Raw genomic sequence first — 18,067 nt, forward strand, 5'->3', positions numbered from 1 at the left:
GCGTGGATCATTAGCTATGTCCGGACGGGCAGACATGTCGATCTAAACGGGCCGATGCCGGTTCGTGCCGGGCCTGCCCGCCTCACCAGCTGATCGGCAGCTCCCAGGGGCCGAGGATGGCGTGGCCCTGCTTCCACCGCACCTCGTCCGAGGCCACCGCCAGCCGCAGCCCCGGCAGCTCCCGCAGCAGCAGCGCCAGCGCGGCCCGGACCTCCAGGGCGCCCAGGTGCGCGCCGATGCAGTAGTGCGGGCCGTAACCGAAGGAGAGGTGCGGGTTCGGATCCCGCCCGAAGTCCATCCGCTCCGGGTCGGTGAAGACCCGTGGATCCCGATTCGCGGCGTCGTGCGACGGGATCACGATGTCCCCCTCGGCCAGTCGGGCGCCGCTGGGCAGCGTCACGTCCGCCATCACCCGGCGGGGCATCTCGTCGCCGTTGGAGGTCGAGTGCAGCCGCTCCAACTCGGCGACCGCCCCGTCGACCTGCTCCGGGTGCTCCAGCAGGTAGTCCCACGCGCGGTCGTGCCCGGCGTACGGGCGGGTGCGCAGCAGGTACACGAAGGTCGAGATGGAACTGGCGGTGGTCTCCCATCCGCCGACGATCAGCGAGAGAGGCAGCTTCACCTGGACGTCCACCGGCTGGTCCGCCGCCGCCGTGGCGATCCGGGTCATCAGGTCACCGGCCGGGCAGCCGCGACGCCCGTCCAACTGCTGCCACAGATAGCCGCCCATCTCCTCGGCGGACCGCGCGGCCTCGGCCCGGCTGAGGTCGCCCGAGCCCATGAACATGTCGCCCCAGCGGTGGAACTGCGCCCGGTCCGGCTCCGGCAGGCCGAGCAGATCGGAGATCACGTTCAGCGCGAACGGTACGGCGAAGTCGCCGACCAGATCGGCCCGACCGTCCTTGGCGACCAGTACGCCGAGTTGCGCCTCGGCGGCCGCCCGTACCGTGTCGCGCATCTGCGACACGGCGGGCCGGGTGAAGGTGTCCTTCACCGTGCCCCGGATCGCGGCGTGCTCCGCGCCGTCCATCCCGAGCATCGTCCCGGACACGTCGATCTGGTCGGCGTGCGCGGCGGCGGCCCGGGAAAACAGATCCTGTCGGCGGAGCACCTCCCGGACGTCGTCGTACCGGCAGATCAGCAGCGCCGGCAGCCACTCCCCGCCGACCTGCCGGACCACCGGAGCGATGCCGGACTCGGAGGCGGCGAACTGCGCGTAGTAGGGGTGCTTGTCCGGGCCGGGCGTCCGGTTGACACCCTCGGCGTCGACGTGGAAGGGGTGGGGGATGGGCGCGGCGTCGACCGGCATCATGGGAAAACCATCGCATGCGATCCCAGCGAAGGCAATCAATCACTCACGGTAACGCCCAACCCTCAACGGAAGACGCCCGGCCGATCCTCACGGATCTACCGGGCGTTCTCGCTGTTCACGAGCGGTGGCGGCGGGATTTGAACCCGCGGAGGGCGTAAACCCTCACACGCTTTCGAGGTCTGGGACCACGCGTCCGCACCGGTTCGACAGCGCACATGACCAGTAGTTCGGCTGTCCGCCGGACAGTCATGGACGACCGCGTACGGCAGCGAATGAGACCACAGTTGAGACCAGCCATCCTCGACGAGCAGCACGACTGCCAAGCCGCGATGCGGGATCGGATGACTGGCGATTGCACGACGCGCCCCTCTCCACGCACTTCACTCATGAGCCTCCCGAGCGGGTGGCAGGTTGGAGAGTCAGGTGCCCGAAACGGTGAACGGCTCCACGGAACTCGTCATCGGTGAGACGGGGGGCGAGCTGGCCGAGCGACGGCCCGAGGGCCGCGACGACACCGGCAAGCTCCTGGTGGTGATGAATGGGGCGCTGATCGGGGTGCCATCCGCGTACGCGGTGTCGAACTCGCTGGCCGTCACTGCGGTCGCCGCCGTGTTAGCAGTCGTGATGGTCCTCGCGTCCTTGGCCCGTCGCGCCCGCTGACCTGCTCCCGGGGCCATCAAGTTTCTTGCTGAGCCGTTGCACGCTGATCCCTTGCCCGGTACTCAACTAACAAGGGCCAGGTAGTTGGACATTGGCCGTCGTCTCGTACGACGACCGATGTGTGCGCTACCTGGCGCACAGCATCCGGAAGCTCCGGAGGCAAAGGACCTCAGAGAGGTGTGCAGATGAACACATCGGACAGATTGCCCTGGATCCTCCAGGGCGAACGGAGGAATGAGACGTGTCGTCACAGACCGAAATCCGGCTCAGCCAGGATCAGCTGGCAGAGTTCGCTGCGTACTACCAGGGCGACTACAAGCCTCTGGTCGGACTGCTGATCCGCTGGGGGGCGTCCCGGCACGAGGCCGAGGACGTCGCCCAGGAGGCGATGCACGTCACGCTGACGAGTTGGCCGACCATCAAGTCCCCGAAGTCCTTCACCCGCACCGTCGCCCTTCGCATCCTGCACCGCAGTTGGCAGGTGACCGAGCGGGAGGTCACTGCGGCGAGGCACCTGGCGCAGGACATCACGGTGGGGTCTTTCGACGCCAACGAGGACCGGCCGGAGGTCATGAGCATGTTGTGGGCCCTGCCGGAGGCTCAGCGCGTGGTCTTCGTGCTGCATCACGACGGCTACGGACACACCGAGATTTCTGAGATCACGGGACAGCAGCGCGACACCGTGCGGTCGAACTTGCGGCACGCCCGTCGGAAGGTCCTCCGCATGCTGAACCTCGAGTCGACCCGGAAGGAGGCAACCCATGGACCATGACAGGGAGCACGAACTCGACCAGCTCATGGATCGCGCGTCTGCGGCCGTACTGAGGTCCTTGGACGCCACGGTCGACGTCAAGCAGCGCCTGCAGGAGTTGTTCCGCCGGGCTGGCGTCGATCCTGAACTCGCGCCCAAGTCCGGCAGCCGGTAACGACGCCAGACCAGCAGGGCCCCGCAAACGCGGGGGCCCTGCTGGTCTGCCCGACCTGGGCCGTCGATCGGACCTGCGCATCCGGTGACGCGGACGCGCCCAGAACAATTCCAGTAAGCGCCAATGCCGGCTTGGTGGGGCAGTGCCCGCAGAAGTCCGTCGCCATGAGGCTAGGACATAGACCGTCCAGCCATACGACATGATGGACAGGGACCGCAGCCAAGTCGTCGGCGAACCGCCTGGGATGCGTATGGCTCAGTCACGCCTGCCGAGCAGGAAATGCTCCCGAAACTTCAGGGCGGCATTTGTCAAGCGACTGTCAGTTATCGGCCAGGCTGCATCGCAATAGCGCAAGGTCAATCGTTCGACGGGTAACTTGTCAGACCTCTTGCGTAACCTGCTTGCCAAGAACCGGGAGGAACCCGTGGCGAAGAAGCGCGACACGCCCTACCGCTCGTTGACTACCCACAGATACGTCCTTGTGGCAGCTGCTGTCTTCGTTCTGGGCGCATACTTCCTATATCTAGGAGGCGAAGAGACCCGATTCTGGCAGAGTCATCCAGGTTTGAGGACCTTGATGGAACAGCTGGGCGGGCTACTAATCGTGACGGCCGGCATCTCCATCCTGTGGGAACTGATTGGAAAACGTTCGTTCGCGCGAGAGGTTCTGGAGTCAACGCGAACGGCCAACGAAATTGAATCGGCTGGCCTTAAGCGAATAACGAACCAGTTCTACGACGAAGCGCTGTGGAAATATTGCTTCAAGGGTGTCGAAAAGCTGGATATCTTCGTCGCCTACGGTGGAACGTGGCGGCGGACCTACCTCTCGCAGCTGCAAACGCTAGCCAAGAGCGCGAAGGGGCGAATTCGGGTCTACCTCGCCGATCCAGAAGACCCTGCAACGATCACAACGTTGGCGAATAGGTTTGGCTCCACCCCGGAGAAGCTGAAGGAAAAGATCTGGGAGACCAAGGAAGAATTCGAGGCGTTGCAGCAGGAAGGCGGAGCGTCCGTTCAGGTCTTCTTCTGGGCCGGTGACCGCGTATTCACCTTTTACAGATTCGACAACCGGGCTGTCGTTGCTCTATATCAACACAGTGAAGGGCGATCGCCGGTACTGCCAACGATTCAATGCGAGAACGGAGGCTCTCTGTTCCAGTTTGTCTATGACGAGCTTCGCTCAATCCGCACCGCAAGTCGTCCTGCGACACAGCAGGACGAGGATGACATCTCTGCCGTCGTGACGCAAATCAGGAGAGGTTAGAATGATGACGATGGAAGTGGACGTTGTTCGAGACGATCTCGACAACGCCACCTTTGCGACCCTGCGCTCATCAGGGGAATTTGCCTGCGACATCGAGACAACCGGCCTGGACCCAAATAGGAACAGTATTGGAACAGTGCAAATCCACGCGCGAGGCATTAGGTCTATTGTCATGCAAGTAAGCGACGCGCATCCCGTCAACCTATGCACTTTAATTCAAGATGCGAGAGTGCGGAAAGTATTCCACCATGCCATGTTTGATCTCCGTTTCATGGCTGCATCCTGGCGCGTGCAGCCACAAAACATTGCATGCACTAAGATTGCCTCCAAGCTTCTGCTGCCTCATGCGGATAGCGCACGTCATTCGCTTCGAGCGCTACTCAAAGAACGGCTCAATGTTTCCATCAGTAAGGACGAGCGGCTCAGCAACTGGACGAATTCGAGCCTGACTGCTGCGCAGATCGGCTATGCTGTGGCCGATGTGGAACATCTCCTTCCGCTACTCAATTCCCTTGAGCATGACCTACACGGGGCCGGGCTGATCGAGCTCTTCGAGGGATGCAATTCATTTATACCCACACGAGTCCGCTTGGACCTGGGCGACTGGCCTGACGTGTTTATTTACTAATCCGACGGAGCGACAGAGTCCCGTCGATGCTGGGGCAAGATGTTCCAGTACCGCCCTCGCGGCAATGGCTACTGGCGGCGCTTTAGGCTGTTCCGAATGTGCTGAATTCGGCAGCCAGTGCAAACCAACGCAAACATCTTGATTGCAGGGTCTACCGACTGGCAGAATGACCGCCGATGCTGACCGGCTAAGGGAGTTGGAAATGTCCTTAGAGTTTCTCGGCAAAGATCCTGATAGCCCAAACGGTGATTCGCCAACGCTGTACTACGACCTGAGTTTGGTCATTTCGTTAGTGCCTGAGGTCCGCTCGGCGTGAGGGCGTTGATGATGGCTTGCTGGTCGGGGTCGATTTGGGGTGGGAACGTCTGGGTGGCGTTGTTGATCGCGAGGGTCGCGGATCGTAGTGGGCGTAGTTGACGGAGGACGTTGCGGATCGCGAGTCCGGTGCGGTTCTGGACTTCGCGGGTGACGGCCAGGGCGGTGAAGACGATGGTCAGGTGTGCCTCGATGGCGTCTTTGGTGTGGTGGAACATGGGTCGGGCGGCGAGGTCGGTTTTGGACATGCGGAAGGACTGCTCGACGTGCCACAGGTCGTGGTAGTTGGAGATCACGTTGCTGGGGCTCATCACGTGGTGGCCGATGTTGGTGACGTAGCCCTTGAGCCCGACGAGTTTGCGTGCTCTGGCCAGTGACGCTTCGTCGAGGGTGCGGGTGTTGCCGTTGATGGTGACGAACCTCGGGGTTCGGGTCGTCTTCTCTCCGGCGATGACGGCTCGTGCCTTTGCCTCTTGGGCGTTGAGGGTCTTGTTGTCCCGGACAGCGCGGGTGGCTGAGTAGGCCCACACCGCCCGCCACGAGGATGTATGGGTTCGTGGGTTCCACACCGGTTCGGCTTTGAGGGCGGGGTCGTTGTCGCGGTTGGTGCCGGTGCGGGGGGTGATCGTGTCGATGATCTGCCCGTCGGTGAAGTAGTCCCCGTGCCAGCGGTAGTGGGACTCCAGGTCGATCGGCGCTTTGGTGGTGCGGGAGCCGACGATGAAGCCGAGGCCGGCCTCGTCGAGTTCGCGTAGGTTGGTCGCCGAGAGCATGCCGGCGTCGGCGACGATGACCATGCCGGTGATCTGGTGGCGGGCCTGGAACTGGCGGATGACCGGCAGCAACGTCAGCGTCTCGGCCTTGTTGCCGGCGAAGCAGCCGATCTCCAACGGGAACCCGTGCCGGTCGACGAGCAGCCCGACGACGATCTGCGGGTCTACGCGTCGTTCCTTGGAGTATCCGACCTTGCGCAGGTCGTCCTCCTTGTCGGCCTCGAAGTACAACGTGGTCACGTCGTACAGGCACAGGCTGACATCGCCGCTGCTCATGGCGTGGGCGAAGCACAACTGCGCGATCTGGTCGCGGTATGCGCCTGTGTGGGCGCGGGTCAGGGTGCGGCGCATCGTCTTCTCGCTGGCCGGCTTACAACCCAGGTCGGTCAGCACCCGGCCGGTGTCTCGGATCGAGGTCGGCTCCACGATCCGCGCGATCACCAGGTCCCGGAAGACCCTGTCACCCACCGCGTCGAACCCCAGGGCTGTGAACACCGAGGCCAGCACGTCGTACAGCACCCGCGACGCCGTCGACACCACCCGCGGCGCGGCGACCGCCGCTGGCCCACGCTCCGGTGAACCGTCGGCGTCCAACAGCGCCGCGTCACCGGCCGGGCCGACCAACGTCGCCCTCGGCGCGACCGGCTCGATACCGAGCTCGAACTCACCCTGCCCGGGATCGGCGAGAAGCTCGCGGGCCCGCGACAACAGCAGCCCCAACTCAGCCTCGGTACGCGCCGAGCCCACATGAGCAACGATCCGCCGACGCCCGCCAACGGACTCGGCGATCTGCACCGCCGTCGCGCCCGAAGCCGTCCGCACCCGCCGAATCCACGCCACGAACCCGAGCGTAAGACACCAATTAGTGCCTCAGAAACATCCCACCAGCACCCAACACCCCAGGTCAGAGCGCTACACCCCGTCGCGCCGCGAGGCGGTGACCAAACTCAGGTGGCGCGTGCAGCCACAAAACATTGCATGCACTAAGATTGCCTCCAAGCTTCTGCTGCCTCATGCGGATAGCGCACGTCATTCGCTTCGAGCGCTACTCAAAGAACGGCTCAATGTTTCCATCAGTAAGGACGAGCGGCTCAGCAACTGGACGAATTCGAGCCTGACTGCTGCGCAGATCGGCTATGCTGTGGCCGATGTGGAACATCTCCTTCCGCTACTCAATTCCCTTGAGCATGACCTACACGGGGCCGGGCTGATCGAGCTCTTCGAGGGATGCAATTCATTTATACCCACACGAGTCCGCTTGGACCTGGGCGACTGGCCTGACGTGTTTATTTACTAATCCGACGGAGCGACAGAGTCCCGTCGATGCTGGGGCAAGATGTTCCAGTACCGCCCTCGCGGCAATGGCTACTGGCGGCGCTTTAGGCTGTTCCGAATGTGCTGAATTCGGCAGCCAGTGCAAACCAACGCAAACATCTTGATTGCAGGGTCTACCGACTGGCAGAATGACCGCCGATGCTGACCGGCTAAGGGAGTTGGAAATGTCCTTAGAGTTTCTCGGCAAAGATCCTGATAGCCCAAACGGTGATTCGCCAACGCTGTACTACGATGAGGAGCGGGACACGTACCTTTTCCAGAGTTGGAAGGTGACGGACCTTGAGCGGTTGGCCCAGCTGGATATGCCCGACCACGAGACGGTGATCGAGTTTCCGAGGCGGATGATGCAGTTTTTCCCGGAGGTGAACGGTGGTGCCGACGCCTCGGCTTGAGGATCTGCTGCGCTCATGTGTCCGGTCGGCAGTGCATCTGGAGTTGCGTGACGGCTACCAACTGGACGATCCGATGTTCCGGGACTGGCAGGCGGGCCACCGGTTCGACCAGGCCGACCGTGCATCGTGGTGGCATCCGTGGCTGGAGGTCGTGACCGAGACGGTAGGCCGTGGGGTCGACGTCCGGCGGGCACGGGTCGTGTCCGAGCCGGTCAGCGAGTACATCCAGTTCGAGTACGACGTGACCTTCCGGAACGTCGTCGTGGGCGAGCACGTCCGGTGGCTGTCCCGACGACGGACGACTGACCTGGCGCTGCCCGGTAACGACTTCTGGCTGTTCGATGACGAGGTGTTGTTGGTGCACCACTTCAACGGGGAGGGCGACAAGATGGATGCCGAGCTGGTGACGGAGTCGGACGTGGTGAAGCTATCCAGCTCGGCGTTCGAGTCGGTGTGGGAACGTGCCACCCCGCACGCCGACTACCGGCCGATCTGACGACCGACTATCGCCGTTCTCGTGCCGTCGCCCTCGTCCAGTGCACAGCAGGCACTCGAAGCGCTCGGCGTCCGCCTGCGTGAAATCCGCACCGACGCTGGCTTGACCGGACGTGACCTCGGCCGGCTAGCCGGCTGGCATTCGTCCAAGGTGAGCAGGATCGAGCATGCCAAGCAGACGCCTTCCCCCGACGACATCGACGCCTGGTGCCGGCACTGCCGAGCCGTGGACCAGGCTGCGGACCTGACCGCCTCGCTGAGGATCGCCGAAGGCATGTTCGTGGAGTGGCGTCGGATGGAACGCACCGGCCTCCGGTTGGCGCAGCAAGCCGTGGTGCCGCTCTGGGAACGGACCCGTGGATTCCGCATCTACTCTCCCCGGCTGATACCCGGGCCAGTGCAGACACGCGAATACATCACCGCGCTGCTCTCCGGCCTCATCGTGCGGCGGCGCATCCCCGACGACCTGGAGGCCGCCGTACAGGTCCGTGTCGACAAGCAGCACGTCGTGTACGAGGGCGATCATCGCTTCGCCATCGTCCTGGAGGAGAGCGTGCTTCGGTATCCCATCGGCGGGGACGACACCATGGCCGGCCAACTCGGCCACCTGCTGACGGTCGGTGCCCTCCCATCGGTGTCCCTGGGCGTGATCCCGCTCGGGGCGGACCGGTCCACGCTGTGGCCGGTCGAAGGGTTCTGGATGTTCGACGACGAGCAGGTCTCCGTGGAGCTGGTTTCCGGCCATCTCACGATCACCCAGCCACGCGAGATCGCGATGTACGCCGACGTCTTCACCCAACTCGCCGACCTGGCGGTCTACGGCTCTGCGGCACGGCACCTCATCACCGCAGCAATCAACGCCCTCGACACCTGAGCGATGCAAACCGCTGCACACCCATAGTGGTCAATCCTCTGCCGAAACTACCGTTGTCGCGAGGAATGGCCGCCCGGATTCGTTGTTGGGTGAACGCCTCTCCCTACCGGCACGACGAACGGGAGACAGGATGGACCAACTGGACGCGTACGTGCAGCAGCGACTTTCGCCACGGGAGCGCCGACCAGCCAACATGGCACCGGCCAACGCCTATCATCCACTCGACTCTGACACGGTGTTCCGGCCACTTCCCAGGGATGCCGTACACGCCTTCACTGGTCGCCACGCAGCCGCCGCGAACCGTTTTGCTATCCTGCTTCCGACCGAGGCGACCGACCTTCACAAAGCGGTCAACCTCGCTGTGATCCTCGGTCGCTCGCTGCACTATTTGCCTGAGTTCATTGCCAGGGACGAACTTGTCATCGATCTGGCGGACAACACCAGCCACCTGGCGTTCTGCGACCTAATCATGCCAGGCGAGGTAAACTGCTCGCGTACTCACGGACACCCGGGGCGTTGCGAAAAACTGTAGAAGCGGCGACGGCCCGAATGTCATTCGGGCCGTCGCCGCTTGCGTTTGTCAGTCCATTGGCTGACTTCGTGCTTCAAGGGCCGCCCGCACCGCAGGCCACTCGGCCGCGATGACGCTGTAAAGATCGAGGTTCGCAGGTGGCCGTCTCGGAGTATCCGGTGGTTGCGGAATGCGCCTTCCCTCGTCGCGCCAATGCACTCGATCGCCCGCTGAGAACGTACGTTGCAGCTGTCGGTCTTGACCGGACGGCTCCCAGTCCCTCGAAGGCGTGGCGCATCAGCGGGTACCGGCAGCAGCAGCTTGACCAGCCTGCCGAGGTCAAGCACGAAGAGTGACAAGAGGCTTACTTCACCGTCCCTGGTGTGTCGCCGTTGACGCCGACTGAGACCACAACTGAGACCAGATGCGAAAACGCCCGGGGCGATCCTCACGGACCGACCGGGCGTTCTCGCTGTTCACGAGCGGTGGCGGCGGGATTTGAACCCGCGGAGGGCGTAAACCCTCACACGCTTTCGAGGCGTGCTCCTTAGGCCACTCGGACACGCCACCGCCGAGTAGGCTACAGGACCACCGGTTCCGACGCCGAACCGGTCCCTGCCAGGCCGGCCTGGCAGGATCTCTGCCATGAGTACGCACATCGGCGCGAAGCCGGGCGAGATCGCCGAGCGGGTCCTGATGCCGGGTGACCCCCTGCGGGCCAAGTGGATCGCGGAGACCTACCTCGAGGGCGCGGACTGCTACTCGACGGTCCGGGGGATGCTGGGCTTCACCGGCCGCTGGAACGGCGTCGAGGTCTCGGTGCAGGGTTCCGGGATGGGCATGCCGTCGGCCTCGATCTACGCCCACGAGTTGATCAACGATTACGGCGTACGGTCGCTGATCCGGGTCGGCTCGTGCGGCGCCCTCAGCGAGGATCTTCAGCTGCGCGACGTGATCGCCGCGATCGGTTCGTCCACCGACTCGAACATGAACCGGATGCGTTTCGACGGGCTGATCGACTACGCCCCGGTCGCCGACTTCGGCCTGCTGCGTACCTCGGTCGAGGTGGCCGAGCGGCGCGGCGTCACGATGCGGGTCGGGCCGATCCTGGCCGCGGACGCCTTCTACACCGACCGGCCGGACCTCTACGACAGCCTCGCCGAGTACGGCGTGCTGGCGGTGGAGATGGAGTCCGCCGCGCTCTACACGATCGCCGCCCGGTTCAAGGCCCGCGCCCTGACGCTGCTAACGGTCAGCGACCACATCAAGACCGGCGAGAAGACCACTTCGCAGGAGCGCGAGCAGACGTTCAGCGAGATGGTCGAGGTCGCCCTGGACACGATCATCGCCTGATCCCCGCCGCCCTCTCCCGCGTCCCGCCACTGCTTCCGGTGGCGGGACGCTTCGCATCGGGCGGGTAGTGACGACCGTCACCGCACAAATAAATACGACCGGTCGGTCTTTTTTAGTAGGCTCGCCGCATGACCGTCGACGGCCGGCTCGCCCGGGGTGAGCGCACCCGCACCGCCGTGCTGGACGCCGCCGTCAGGCTCGCCTCCACCAGCGGCCTCGACGGGCTCTCCCTCGGGCATCTCGCCGAGTCGCTCGGCGTGAGCAAGTCCGGCCTCTTCGCGCACTGGCGCTCCAAGGAGGCGCTGCAACTCGCCACCATCGACCGGGCGGTCGGGCAGTGGCAGGCGCTGATCATCGCCCCGGCGCTGCGCACCCCCCGGGGCGTACGCCGGATCCGGGCGCTGCACGAGGCGCGGCTCGCCTTCTACGCCGCGCGGGTGTTGCCCGGCGGCTGCTTCTTCGCCACCACCGAGTTCGAGTTCAGTGCCCGACCCGGCGCGGTCCGGGACCGCCTCACCCAGGTCTTCGCCGACTGGACCGCGTTCCTGGAGCGGCTCGTCCGGGAGGCGGTCGAACTCGGCGAACTGCCCCCCGATGTGGATGTCGCGCTGCTGGCCTACGAGATCGACGCGTTCGGGATCGCCGCCGCCATGCGTTCCCAGCTGCTGGCCCCGGAGACCACCTACCGGCACGCCCGCCTCGGCGTGCTGAGTCGCCTGCGGGCGCTCTGCCCCGATCCTGCCCTGCTACCGGAAGGCCCGTCATGAGTCACGCCGTCGCCGAACAGCCCGCCCCCGAACAGCCCGCCGCCGTACAGCCTGCCGTCGAGTACGGCCACGTCGAGCACACCATCGTGCACTTCGATGACCTCGACGCCCTCGGCATCCTGCACAACGCCCGGTACGCACTGCTGCTGGAACGGGCGCTCACCGCGTACTGGTCCGCCCGTGGCGTCGCCTACCAGGCCGGACGGGCCACCGCGCCCGACGTGTTCCACGCCGTCCGCGAGTTCACCATCACCTACCGCGCACCGATCACCGCCACCGGCCCGGTTGCCGTGCACTTCTGGCTGGAGCACTTCGGCACCAGCAGCGCCGAGTACGCCTTCCGGTTCCACTCGCTCGACGGCACCACCGCGTACGCGGAAGGCCGCCGGGCGATCGTCCGGCTCGATCCGGCGACCCGGCGACCGACCCCGTGGACGGACACCGCGCGGGCGATCGCCACCACCCTGCTCCGCCCCGCCACCTGACGCCTCGGGCCTCGGACCTCGGGCTGGGCGACGCGCGAAACGACGCGGGACAGGCAGACGTAGCCGGCCTCAGCGGAAAAAGGCGCGCAGGACGGCGGCGGTTTCGGTTTCCAGCACACCGCCGTACACCTCGGGGCGGTGGTTGAGCCGGCGGTCGCGCAGCACGTCCCAGAGGGAACCGGCCGCGCCGGTCTTCGGTTCCCAGGCACCGAAGACCACGGTCGAGATCCGGGCCAGCACCAGCGCGCCGGCACACATGGTGCACGGTTCGAGGGTCACCACCAGGGTGCAGCCGTCCAGCCGCCAGCGGCCCAGCCGTTGCGCCGCCCCGCGCAGCGCGAGCACCTCGGCGTGGGCGGTCGGGTCGCCGGTCAGTTCCCGCTCGTTGCGACCGGTCGCCAGCTCGGTGCCGTCCGGCCCGTAGAGCACCGCACCCACCGGCACGTCGTCCGCCTCGCCGGGGCCGGTGACCGCGATCTCCAGCGCGCGGCGCATCCAGAGTTCGTGCCGCTGCCGCCGGCCGGTGCCGGTCGGATCGGCCAGGCCCTCGTCCGCGCCCGGGCCGACCCGGCCGACCGAACCGGGGGTGGGTTGTCCCGGCCGGACCGTCTCCAGCACCGGGTCGGTCACGTCGCTCGGCCCGCCACCACCGAACGGCACCGGACCGACCGGCGCGGCACCGCCCGATGGCGGAGCACCGCCCGATGGCGGAGCACCGCCCGCTGGCCCGACACCGTCAGCCGGCTCAGACCTCACGCAGCTCCTCGACCTCGTCGACGCAGCCCAGCACCTGGCAGATCTCGGCCGTGACGTCGGCCGGCATCATTCCCTCGTGGGCGCTGAGGGAGAGCAGCCGCTGCGCGGGGATGCCCAGGTCGGTGAGGAGGTCCGCCTCGCCCACCGGGTCCGCCTCCGGATCGACGGCGGGCTGCTCGTTCTCCTCGCCGTCACCGGTGGCGACCGGTCGCGCCTCCTCGGTGTCGTCCAGCCCGGTGACCGATGTCTTGAGGTCGCCGACCAGCAGGGCGCCCAGCCGGGATTCCTCCGCGTACGCCGAGTCGGAGCCGAAGACCCGCAGGTCCTCCCCCTCGTCCAGGCGCAGGATGACCAGGTAGGTGTCATCCGCCTCGACGAACAGCAGCGACAGGTCAGCGTCGGGAGCGACATCGCGCAACCGTTCGGCGACCTCGTCGAGGTCGGCGGCGCCCCGCAGGCTCAGCTCGGCGGCCGTCCAGCCGCCCTTCTCGCGCACCACGGCCGCAGCGAAGTACGACACGGTTCCCCCAAGTTGCCTCGGCACAGCACACGCCGACCCGTCAAGCGTGCACGTTAGCCGGTCGGGTCGGTAGGCGACCGGTCAACGCCCCGAAGGGCCGGTCATTCCTGGGGAAAGTATCTCCGGGCCACTCAGCCGGCGAGGCGACGACGGGTGGCGATCAGCTGGCGCAGCCGTTCGGTGCGGGCCCGCTGTGGCCGTTCACGTTCGCGTACCGCGCGCGCGTCCGCCAACTGCGCCAGAAGCTGAAGGCGGCGGCGGCTGCGATCGGGATCCAGCCGCGGAGTGGTCCAGGCCATACCGGGAGAGTGCCCAGTTACGGCGATCCAGTCAAGACGGGTTTCGGTGCCTGCACGACGACGCACCGCAGTCGCCGCCGGTGGGGTCACCAGAGCGGCCAATCACCGCTGGTCACCCAGCGGGTGACGATCGCGGCGGCGGCGATGCTCCACCCTCCGGCGGTGACGATCGCGATGCCGGCGGCCACCCCCCGGTCGCCGTACCGGACCAGCACCAGGGCGACGAGCCAGGCCAGGGCGCCGGCGAGCAGCGTCCACCAGGCGTACTCGGCGAAGCCCCTGCCGAGCAGGCCGAAGAGGACCAGCCAGGCGAGTGTTCCGGCGGCTCCCGCCGCGACACCACCACCCCCGACCGGGTTCGGCTCGCGGTAGGTGGGGCGCGGGGGTCGCCCGGAAGGGAAGAGGCCCGACGGGTGGTACGGCATCATCGGTGCCCACTCCTTGCACGCATGGACGGCTCTGCGTACCACCGTATCGAGTCTGTCAGGATGGCCCGGTGGTCTCGCTGAGGATCGGACGCCGGCCGGCGTACGCGGTGCTGCTGCTCGTGCCGGTGCTCGCCGCCGGCGGCTGCGGTGCCGGCGGCACACCGACGGCCGGCCCGACGGCCGCGACCACGCCGGCGGTCACGGGCGCGCCGGGCGCAACCACCCCGGCGCCCGACACCGCGGACCAGCCGGCGGCGACGGCGGCGCCGACCCGCGCGGGGCTGCCGCACGTCTTTCCGGTACGCGCGACGAAGGTGGCCTACCATCCGACCCACTCCGCGTATCCGGGGACGGACATCTTCGCCGACTGCGGCGAACCCGTCGTCGCGGTCACCGACGGCACGATCGGTGAGGTCAGCCGGCGCGACCGGTACGACCGGCGCGGCCCGCAGGGGCCGTACAACGGTGGCCTGTCGGTGTCGGTCATCGGCGACGACGGGGTGCGGTACTACGGCTCGCACCTGACCGAGATCGCCGAGGGCGTCGACGCGGGCGTACGCGTGCGGGCCGGTCAGCGGCTCGGCACCGTGGGCCGGACGGGCAACGCCAACAACGTCTGCCACCTGCACTTCGGCATCTCTCCGCCCTGCCTCGGCGAGGACGGCTGGTGGATCCGCCGGGGCGTGGTCTGGCCGGCGCCGTACCTCGACTCGTGGCGCAAGGGCGGCAACCGCGAGCCGGCGGCCGAGGTCGCCGCGTGGCACCGCAAGCACGGCTGCCCGGCGAAGCCACCCGCGCGCTGACCCGGCGGCGCCACGCGACGCTGCCGCGTTTCATCAGTCGGAAACATTGACGCAAGTCTTGCCGGTGAACTACCGTCCGCGTAACGCGATGTGAGAGCGCTCTCTCACGTAACTAACCTCACAATACCGACGAAGCGTGCGCCGACCGGCGCGGCCGGGCCGGCACGCGATGGAGGAAAGATGAGACCTCCCGTCCCACGCCGCCCCCACCACCGGATCCTGGCCGCCACCGCCGCCGCGACCCTCGTCCTCGGCGGCCTGGCCGTCATCACCGCCACCACCGCGGCGCAGGCCGCACCGGTCGGCGCCGGTAGCTACACCACCACCCCCGTCGGCCCGCTCCCCGGCGGCTGCGGGAACATCACCACCAACCCCCGGCAGTTCGCCACCGCCGACGCGCCGCCGGGGCCGGTGCCCACCAACGACTGGTGGTCCTCGCTGCTGTGGAAGCGCCTGAACTGCTCCTTCAGCGAGCCGCTGCACGCGCACCCGGTGTCGTACCAGCCCGTCACCGACGGGCTCGGCTTCTCGGCCACCTCGACGCCCACCATCACCGGCACCGCGACCGGCGTCGGCGAGTTCAAGTACCCCTACGTCGAGGACATCCGGGTCGGGGTGGCCGGGCTCGGGGCGCCCAACGTGCTGGTCGACGACTGGACGGACTGGACGGTCACCCCGTACTGGAGTGACGGGACGCGGACCCTGCGCGCCACTGTCGGCCACGGCCTGCCGATCGCGTACTTCCGCAGCAGCGGCGGTGACGCGGTGATCAACGCGACCGGCGGCAGCCCCACGGTCTGGTCGAACAGCGGCAGCAGCATCGGCTTCACCGTGCGCGGTCACGACTACGTGGCGTACGCGCCGACCGGCGCCGGCTGGACCGTCAGCGGCAGCCGGATCAGCTCCACCCTTGCCGGGCGGGGCTACTTCTCCGTCGCGCTGCTGCCGGCCACCAGCGACAGCACGGCCCGCGCCCAACTCGCCACCACCTACGGCCAGTACGCGCACGCCCACGTCACCGGCACCCGGGTCGGATACACGTACAACCAGGCGACCAGCCGGGTGGAGACCCGCTACACCTTCACCACCACCCCGCGCGAGGGCAGCGAGACGCGGACCGTGGTCAGCCTCTACCCGCACCAGTGGAAGGCCCTGACCGGCGCCACCCCGATCGCGCCGACCTACCCGTCGGCCCGGGGTCGGATGAAGGTGCTCACCGGGGTCGGCGAGTTCCGCACCACCATGCAGTTCCACGGCGTACTGCCGGAGGTGCCCGCCGTCGCCACCGGGGCCGGCGCCGACCTGACCACGCTGCAACAGCAGCTCGCGGCGGTCCGGGGCAACCCGATGGACCAGCGCGGCGGCGACACCTACTGGACGGGCAAGGGGCTCGGCCGGGCGGCCCGGATCGCCGAGATCGCCGACCAGGTCGGCGACACCGAGACCCGGAACTCGGCGCTGAACGCCATCCGGTCCACGCTCAACGACTGGCTCACCGCCTCGCCCGGCGAGACCGAGCGCCTCTTCTACTACGACGAGCGGTGGGGCACGCTGATCGGCTACCCCGCCTCGTACGGCTCCGACCAGGAGCTCAACGACCACCACTTCCACTACGGCTACTACATCGCCGCCGCCGCGACGCTGGCCAAGTTCGACCCGGCCTGGGCCCGCCCGGAGCAGTACGGCGGCATGATCGACCTGCTCATCCGGGATGCCAACAACTACGACCGGACGGACAGCCGCTTCCCGTACCTGCGCGACTACGACATCTACGCCGGGCACGACTGGGCCTCCGGGCACGGCGCGTTCGCCAGCGGCAACAACCAGGAGTCGTCGTCCGAGGGGATGAACTTCGCCAACGCCCTCATCCAGTGGGGCCAGGCCACCGGGAACACCGCCGTGCGCGACGCCGGCATCTTCATCTACACCACCCAGGCGGCGGCGATCCACGAGTACTGGTTCGACGTCGACAACGAGAACTTCCCCGAAGCGTTCGGGCACTCCAACGTCGGCATGGTCTGGGGCGACGGCGGTGCGTACGCCACCTGGTTCAGCGCCGAGCCGGAGATGATCCAGGGCATCAACCTGCTGCCGAACACCGGTGGCCACCTCTACCTCGGCTACCACCCGGACTACAACTCGATCAAGTACCAGGAGCTGGTCCGCAACAACGGTGGCGAGCCGACGGAGTGGCAGGACATCCACTGGCAGTTCCTGGCGCTCGGCGACGCCGACGCCGCACTGGCCAAGCTGCGGGCCAATCCCGGATACACCCCGGAGGAGGGCGAGAGCCGGGCACACACCTTCCACTGGATCCGCAACCTGGCCGCTCTCGGTCGGGTCGACACCGGGGTCACCGCCGATCACCCACTGGCGGCCGTCTTCCAGCGTGGCGGCGCCCGCACGTACGTGGCCAGCAACATCTCCGGCTCGCCGCTGACCGTACGCTTCTCCGACGGTACGCAGCTGGCCGTGGCGCCGGGGCGTACCGCCACCAGCGGCGCGCACACCTGGACCGGGGGCAGCGGCGGCGGGGGCGTCGAGCCGACCCCGACGCCGAGTCCCACCCCGACGCCGACGCCGACTCCCACGCCGACCCCCACTCCCACGCCGACGCCCACCGACCCGCCGTCCAGCGCGCCGGTGCGGTACCTGCTGTCGGGCGGCGGCCTGGGCGCGGCCGGCACCGCCGGCACCGCGACGGTGGCCGGTGCCGGGGGCGCCAACCAGGACGGCACGCCGAACAACCCGGTGGTGTTCACCGCGACCGGGCTCACCCTGGATCACAACGGCGCGCAGACCGCGTTCGACCTCTTCCTCGACGCCGGCCAGGCGGTCGGCAACGGGGTGCAGGCCCGGATCTCCTACGACCTGACCGGTGACGGCAGCTGGGAGCGGGTGGAGACGTACCGCTACTTCGCCACCGACCCGGTGCCGGGCTGGGAGCACTACACCGAGTCCGCCGGGCTGCACTCCAGCACCGGTTCCCTCGGCAACCTGCGCGGCGGCACCGTGCAGGTGCAGGTGTGGTCCGCCATCGGCACCAACCCCAGCACGCTCGGGGTCGGCGACCGCTCGGTGCTCCGGCTGCCGTACAGCTGATCGGTTTCCACCACCACCCGCGCCGCCGGTCGTATCCCGACCGGCGGCGCGGCCGCGTAGGTTCTTGGA

Annotated in this window: 20 protein-coding genes and 2 tRNA genes; 14 read left to right on the top strand and 8 right to left on the bottom strand. The window is 67.3% G+C overall.

The annotated features are described in order from the left end of the window. Nucleotides 1-82: 82 nt before the first annotated feature. A complete protein-coding gene (locus tag O7615_RS11230) occupies nt 83-1,312 on the bottom strand; it encodes a cytochrome P450 (RefSeq protein WP_278177384.1) in 1,230 nt (409 codons plus the stop codon). Between the two features lie 125 nt (nt 1,313-1,437). Beyond that, nucleotides 1,438-1,521 (bottom strand) — tRNA-OTHER (locus tag O7615_RS11235). 214 nt (nt 1,522-1,735) lie between these two features. On the opposite strand from O7615_RS11235, the gene O7615_RS11240 reads away from it, so the two are divergent. From O7615_RS11240 to O7615_RS11260, 5 genes are all read left to right on the top strand, one after another. After that, nucleotides 1,736-1,972, top strand: coding sequence for a hypothetical protein (locus O7615_RS11240; protein WP_278177385.1), 237 nt, complete (start codon nt 1,736-1,738; stop codon nt 1,970-1,972). A gap of 241 nt (nt 1,973-2,213) precedes the next feature. Next, nucleotides 2,214-2,744, top strand: a complete 531-nt coding sequence (locus O7615_RS11245; protein WP_278177386.1) for an RNA polymerase sigma factor — start codon at nt 2,214-2,216, stop codon at nt 2,742-2,744. Continuing rightward, nucleotides 2,734-2,898, top strand: coding sequence for a hypothetical protein (locus O7615_RS11250; protein WP_278177387.1), 165 nt, complete (start codon nt 2,734-2,736; stop codon nt 2,896-2,898). The genes O7615_RS11245 and O7615_RS11250 overlap by 11 nt, the downstream gene beginning before the upstream one ends. Nucleotides 2,899-3,322: 424 nt before the next feature. Further along, on the top strand, nt 3,323-4,162 hold the full coding sequence (locus O7615_RS11255; protein WP_278177388.1) for a hypothetical protein: 840 nt from the start codon (nt 3,323-3,325) through the stop codon (nt 4,160-4,162). Nucleotides 4,163-4,172: 10 nt separating this feature from the next. Next, nucleotides 4,173-4,790, top strand: coding sequence for a hypothetical protein (locus O7615_RS11260; RefSeq protein ID WP_278177389.1), 618 nt, complete (start codon nt 4,173-4,175; stop codon nt 4,788-4,790). A 281-nt stretch (nt 4,791-5,071) separates the two neighbouring features. Here the strand turns inward: O7615_RS11260 and O7615_RS11265 are convergent, their stop codons facing one another. Then, entirely contained in the window at nt 5,072-6,718 is a 1,647-nt protein-coding gene (locus tag O7615_RS11265) for an IS1634 family transposase (RefSeq protein ID WP_278176203.1), read from the bottom strand. Nucleotides 6,719-7,341: 623 nt separating this feature from the next. On the opposite strand from O7615_RS11265, the gene O7615_RS11270 reads away from it, so the two are divergent. The 4 genes from O7615_RS11270 (at nt 7,342) to O7615_RS11285 (ending at nt 9,506) form a co-directional block, all read left to right on the top strand. Next, entirely contained in the window at nt 7,342-7,605 is a 264-nt protein-coding gene (locus O7615_RS11270) for a hypothetical protein (RefSeq protein ID WP_278177390.1), read from the top strand. Continuing rightward, nucleotides 7,586-8,101 (top strand): DUF6879 family protein, encoded by a 516-nt coding sequence (locus O7615_RS11275; protein WP_278177391.1) that lies wholly within the window; start codon nt 7,586-7,588, stop codon nt 8,099-8,101. Before O7615_RS11270 ends, O7615_RS11275 begins: the two co-directional genes overlap by 20 nt. A 21-nt stretch (nt 8,102-8,122) precedes the next feature. Further along, on the top strand, nt 8,123-8,974 hold the full coding sequence (locus O7615_RS11280) for a helix-turn-helix transcriptional regulator (protein WP_278177392.1): 852 nt from the start codon (nt 8,123-8,125) through the stop codon (nt 8,972-8,974). A 130-nt stretch (nt 8,975-9,104) separates the two neighbouring features. Then, nucleotides 9,105-9,506, top strand: coding sequence for a hypothetical protein (locus O7615_RS11285; protein ID WP_278177393.1), 402 nt, complete (start codon nt 9,105-9,107; stop codon nt 9,504-9,506). Nucleotides 9,507-9,968: 462 nt separating this feature from the next. Here O7615_RS11285 and O7615_RS11290 read toward each other — a convergent pair. Beyond that, nucleotides 9,969-10,055 (bottom strand) — tRNA-Ser (locus tag O7615_RS11290). 75 nt (nt 10,056-10,130) lie between these two features. Here O7615_RS11290 and deoD point away from each other — a divergent pair. From deoD to O7615_RS11305, 3 genes are all read left to right on the top strand, one after another. After that, nucleotides 10,131-10,838, top strand: coding sequence for a purine-nucleoside phosphorylase (gene deoD, locus O7615_RS11295; RefSeq protein WP_278177394.1), 708 nt, complete (start codon nt 10,131-10,133; stop codon nt 10,836-10,838). A gap of 128 nt (nt 10,839-10,966) precedes the next feature. Then, nucleotides 10,967-11,605 (top strand): TetR/AcrR family transcriptional regulator, encoded by a 639-nt coding sequence (locus O7615_RS11300; RefSeq protein WP_278177395.1) that lies wholly within the window; start codon nt 10,967-10,969, stop codon nt 11,603-11,605. Then, nucleotides 11,602-12,090, top strand: a complete 489-nt coding sequence (locus O7615_RS11305) for a thioesterase family protein (protein ID WP_278177397.1) — start codon at nt 11,602-11,604, stop codon at nt 12,088-12,090. Before O7615_RS11300 ends, O7615_RS11305 begins: the two co-directional genes overlap by 4 nt. 69 nt (nt 12,091-12,159) lie before the next feature. On the opposite strand, the gene tadA is transcribed toward O7615_RS11305, so the two are convergent. The 4 genes from tadA to O7615_RS11325 form a co-directional block, all read right to left on the bottom strand. Then, entirely contained in the window at nt 12,160-12,633 is a 474-nt protein-coding gene (gene tadA, locus O7615_RS11310) for a tRNA adenosine(34) deaminase TadA (RefSeq protein ID WP_278182065.1), read from the bottom strand. A gap of 202 nt (nt 12,634-12,835) precedes the next feature. Beyond that, entirely contained in the window at nt 12,836-13,366 is a 531-nt protein-coding gene (locus tag O7615_RS11315) for a tRNA adenosine deaminase-associated protein (RefSeq protein WP_278177399.1), read from the bottom strand. A gap of 131 nt (nt 13,367-13,497) precedes the next feature. Further along, entirely contained in the window at nt 13,498-13,665 is a 168-nt protein-coding gene (locus tag O7615_RS11320) for a hypothetical protein (protein ID WP_171023025.1), read from the bottom strand. Nucleotides 13,666-13,751: 86 nt separating this feature from the next. Further along, entirely contained in the window at nt 13,752-14,093 is a 342-nt protein-coding gene (locus O7615_RS11325; RefSeq protein WP_278177401.1) for a hypothetical protein, read from the bottom strand. Between the two features lie 68 nt (nt 14,094-14,161). Between O7615_RS11325 and O7615_RS11330 the strand changes: the two genes are divergently transcribed. Both O7615_RS11330 and O7615_RS11335 read left to right on the top strand, forming a co-directional pair. Beyond that, nucleotides 14,162-14,896, top strand: a complete 735-nt coding sequence (locus O7615_RS11330) for a M23 family metallopeptidase (RefSeq protein WP_278177403.1) — start codon at nt 14,162-14,164, stop codon at nt 14,894-14,896. 180 nt (nt 14,897-15,076) lie between these two features. Next, nucleotides 15,077-17,998 carry a glycosyl hydrolase gene (locus O7615_RS11335; RefSeq protein WP_278177405.1) on the top strand — a complete coding sequence of 974 codons (2,922 nt, stop codon included), beginning with the start codon at nt 15,077-15,079 and terminating at the stop codon, nt 17,996-17,998. The last annotated feature ends 69 nt before the right edge of the window (nt 17,999-18,067 follow it).

The sequence above is a fragment of the Micromonospora sp. WMMD1082 genome (assembly GCF_029626175.1).
Classification (GTDB): Bacteria; Actinomycetota; Actinomycetes; order Mycobacteriales; family Micromonosporaceae; genus Micromonospora.

Coding starts and splice junctions, on each gene's coding strand:
- deoD (WP_278177394.1), top strand. CDS start 10,131: ATGAGTACGCACATCGGCGCGAAGCCGGGCGAGATCGCCGAGCGGGTC.
- O7615_RS11320 (WP_171023025.1), bottom strand. CDS start 13,665: ATGGCCTGGACCACTCCGCGGCTGGATCCCGATCGCAGCCGCCGCCGC.
- O7615_RS11300 (WP_278177395.1), top strand. CDS start 10,967: ATGACCGTCGACGGCCGGCTCGCCCGGGGTGAGCGCACCCGCACCGCC.
- O7615_RS11270 (WP_278177390.1), top strand. CDS start 7,342: ATGACCGCCGATGCTGACCGGCTAAGGGAGTTGGAAATGTCCTTAGAG.
- O7615_RS11260 (WP_278177389.1), top strand. CDS start 4,173: ATGGAAGTGGACGTTGTTCGAGACGATCTCGACAACGCCACCTTTGCG.
- O7615_RS11325 (WP_278177401.1), bottom strand. CDS start 14,093: ATGATGCCGTACCACCCGTCGGGCCTCTTCCCTTCCGGGCGACCCCCG.
- O7615_RS11230 (WP_278177384.1), bottom strand. CDS start 1,312: ATGATGCCGGTCGACGCCGCGCCCATCCCCCACCCCTTCCACGTCGAC.
- O7615_RS11305 (WP_278177397.1), top strand. CDS start 11,602: ATGAGTCACGCCGTCGCCGAACAGCCCGCCCCCGAACAGCCCGCCGCC.
- O7615_RS11250 (WP_278177387.1), top strand. CDS start 2,734: ATGGACCATGACAGGGAGCACGAACTCGACCAGCTCATGGATCGCGCG.
- O7615_RS11285 (WP_278177393.1), top strand. CDS start 9,105: ATGGACCAACTGGACGCGTACGTGCAGCAGCGACTTTCGCCACGGGAG.
- O7615_RS11335 (WP_278177405.1), top strand. CDS start 15,077: ATGAGACCTCCCGTCCCACGCCGCCCCCACCACCGGATCCTGGCCGCC.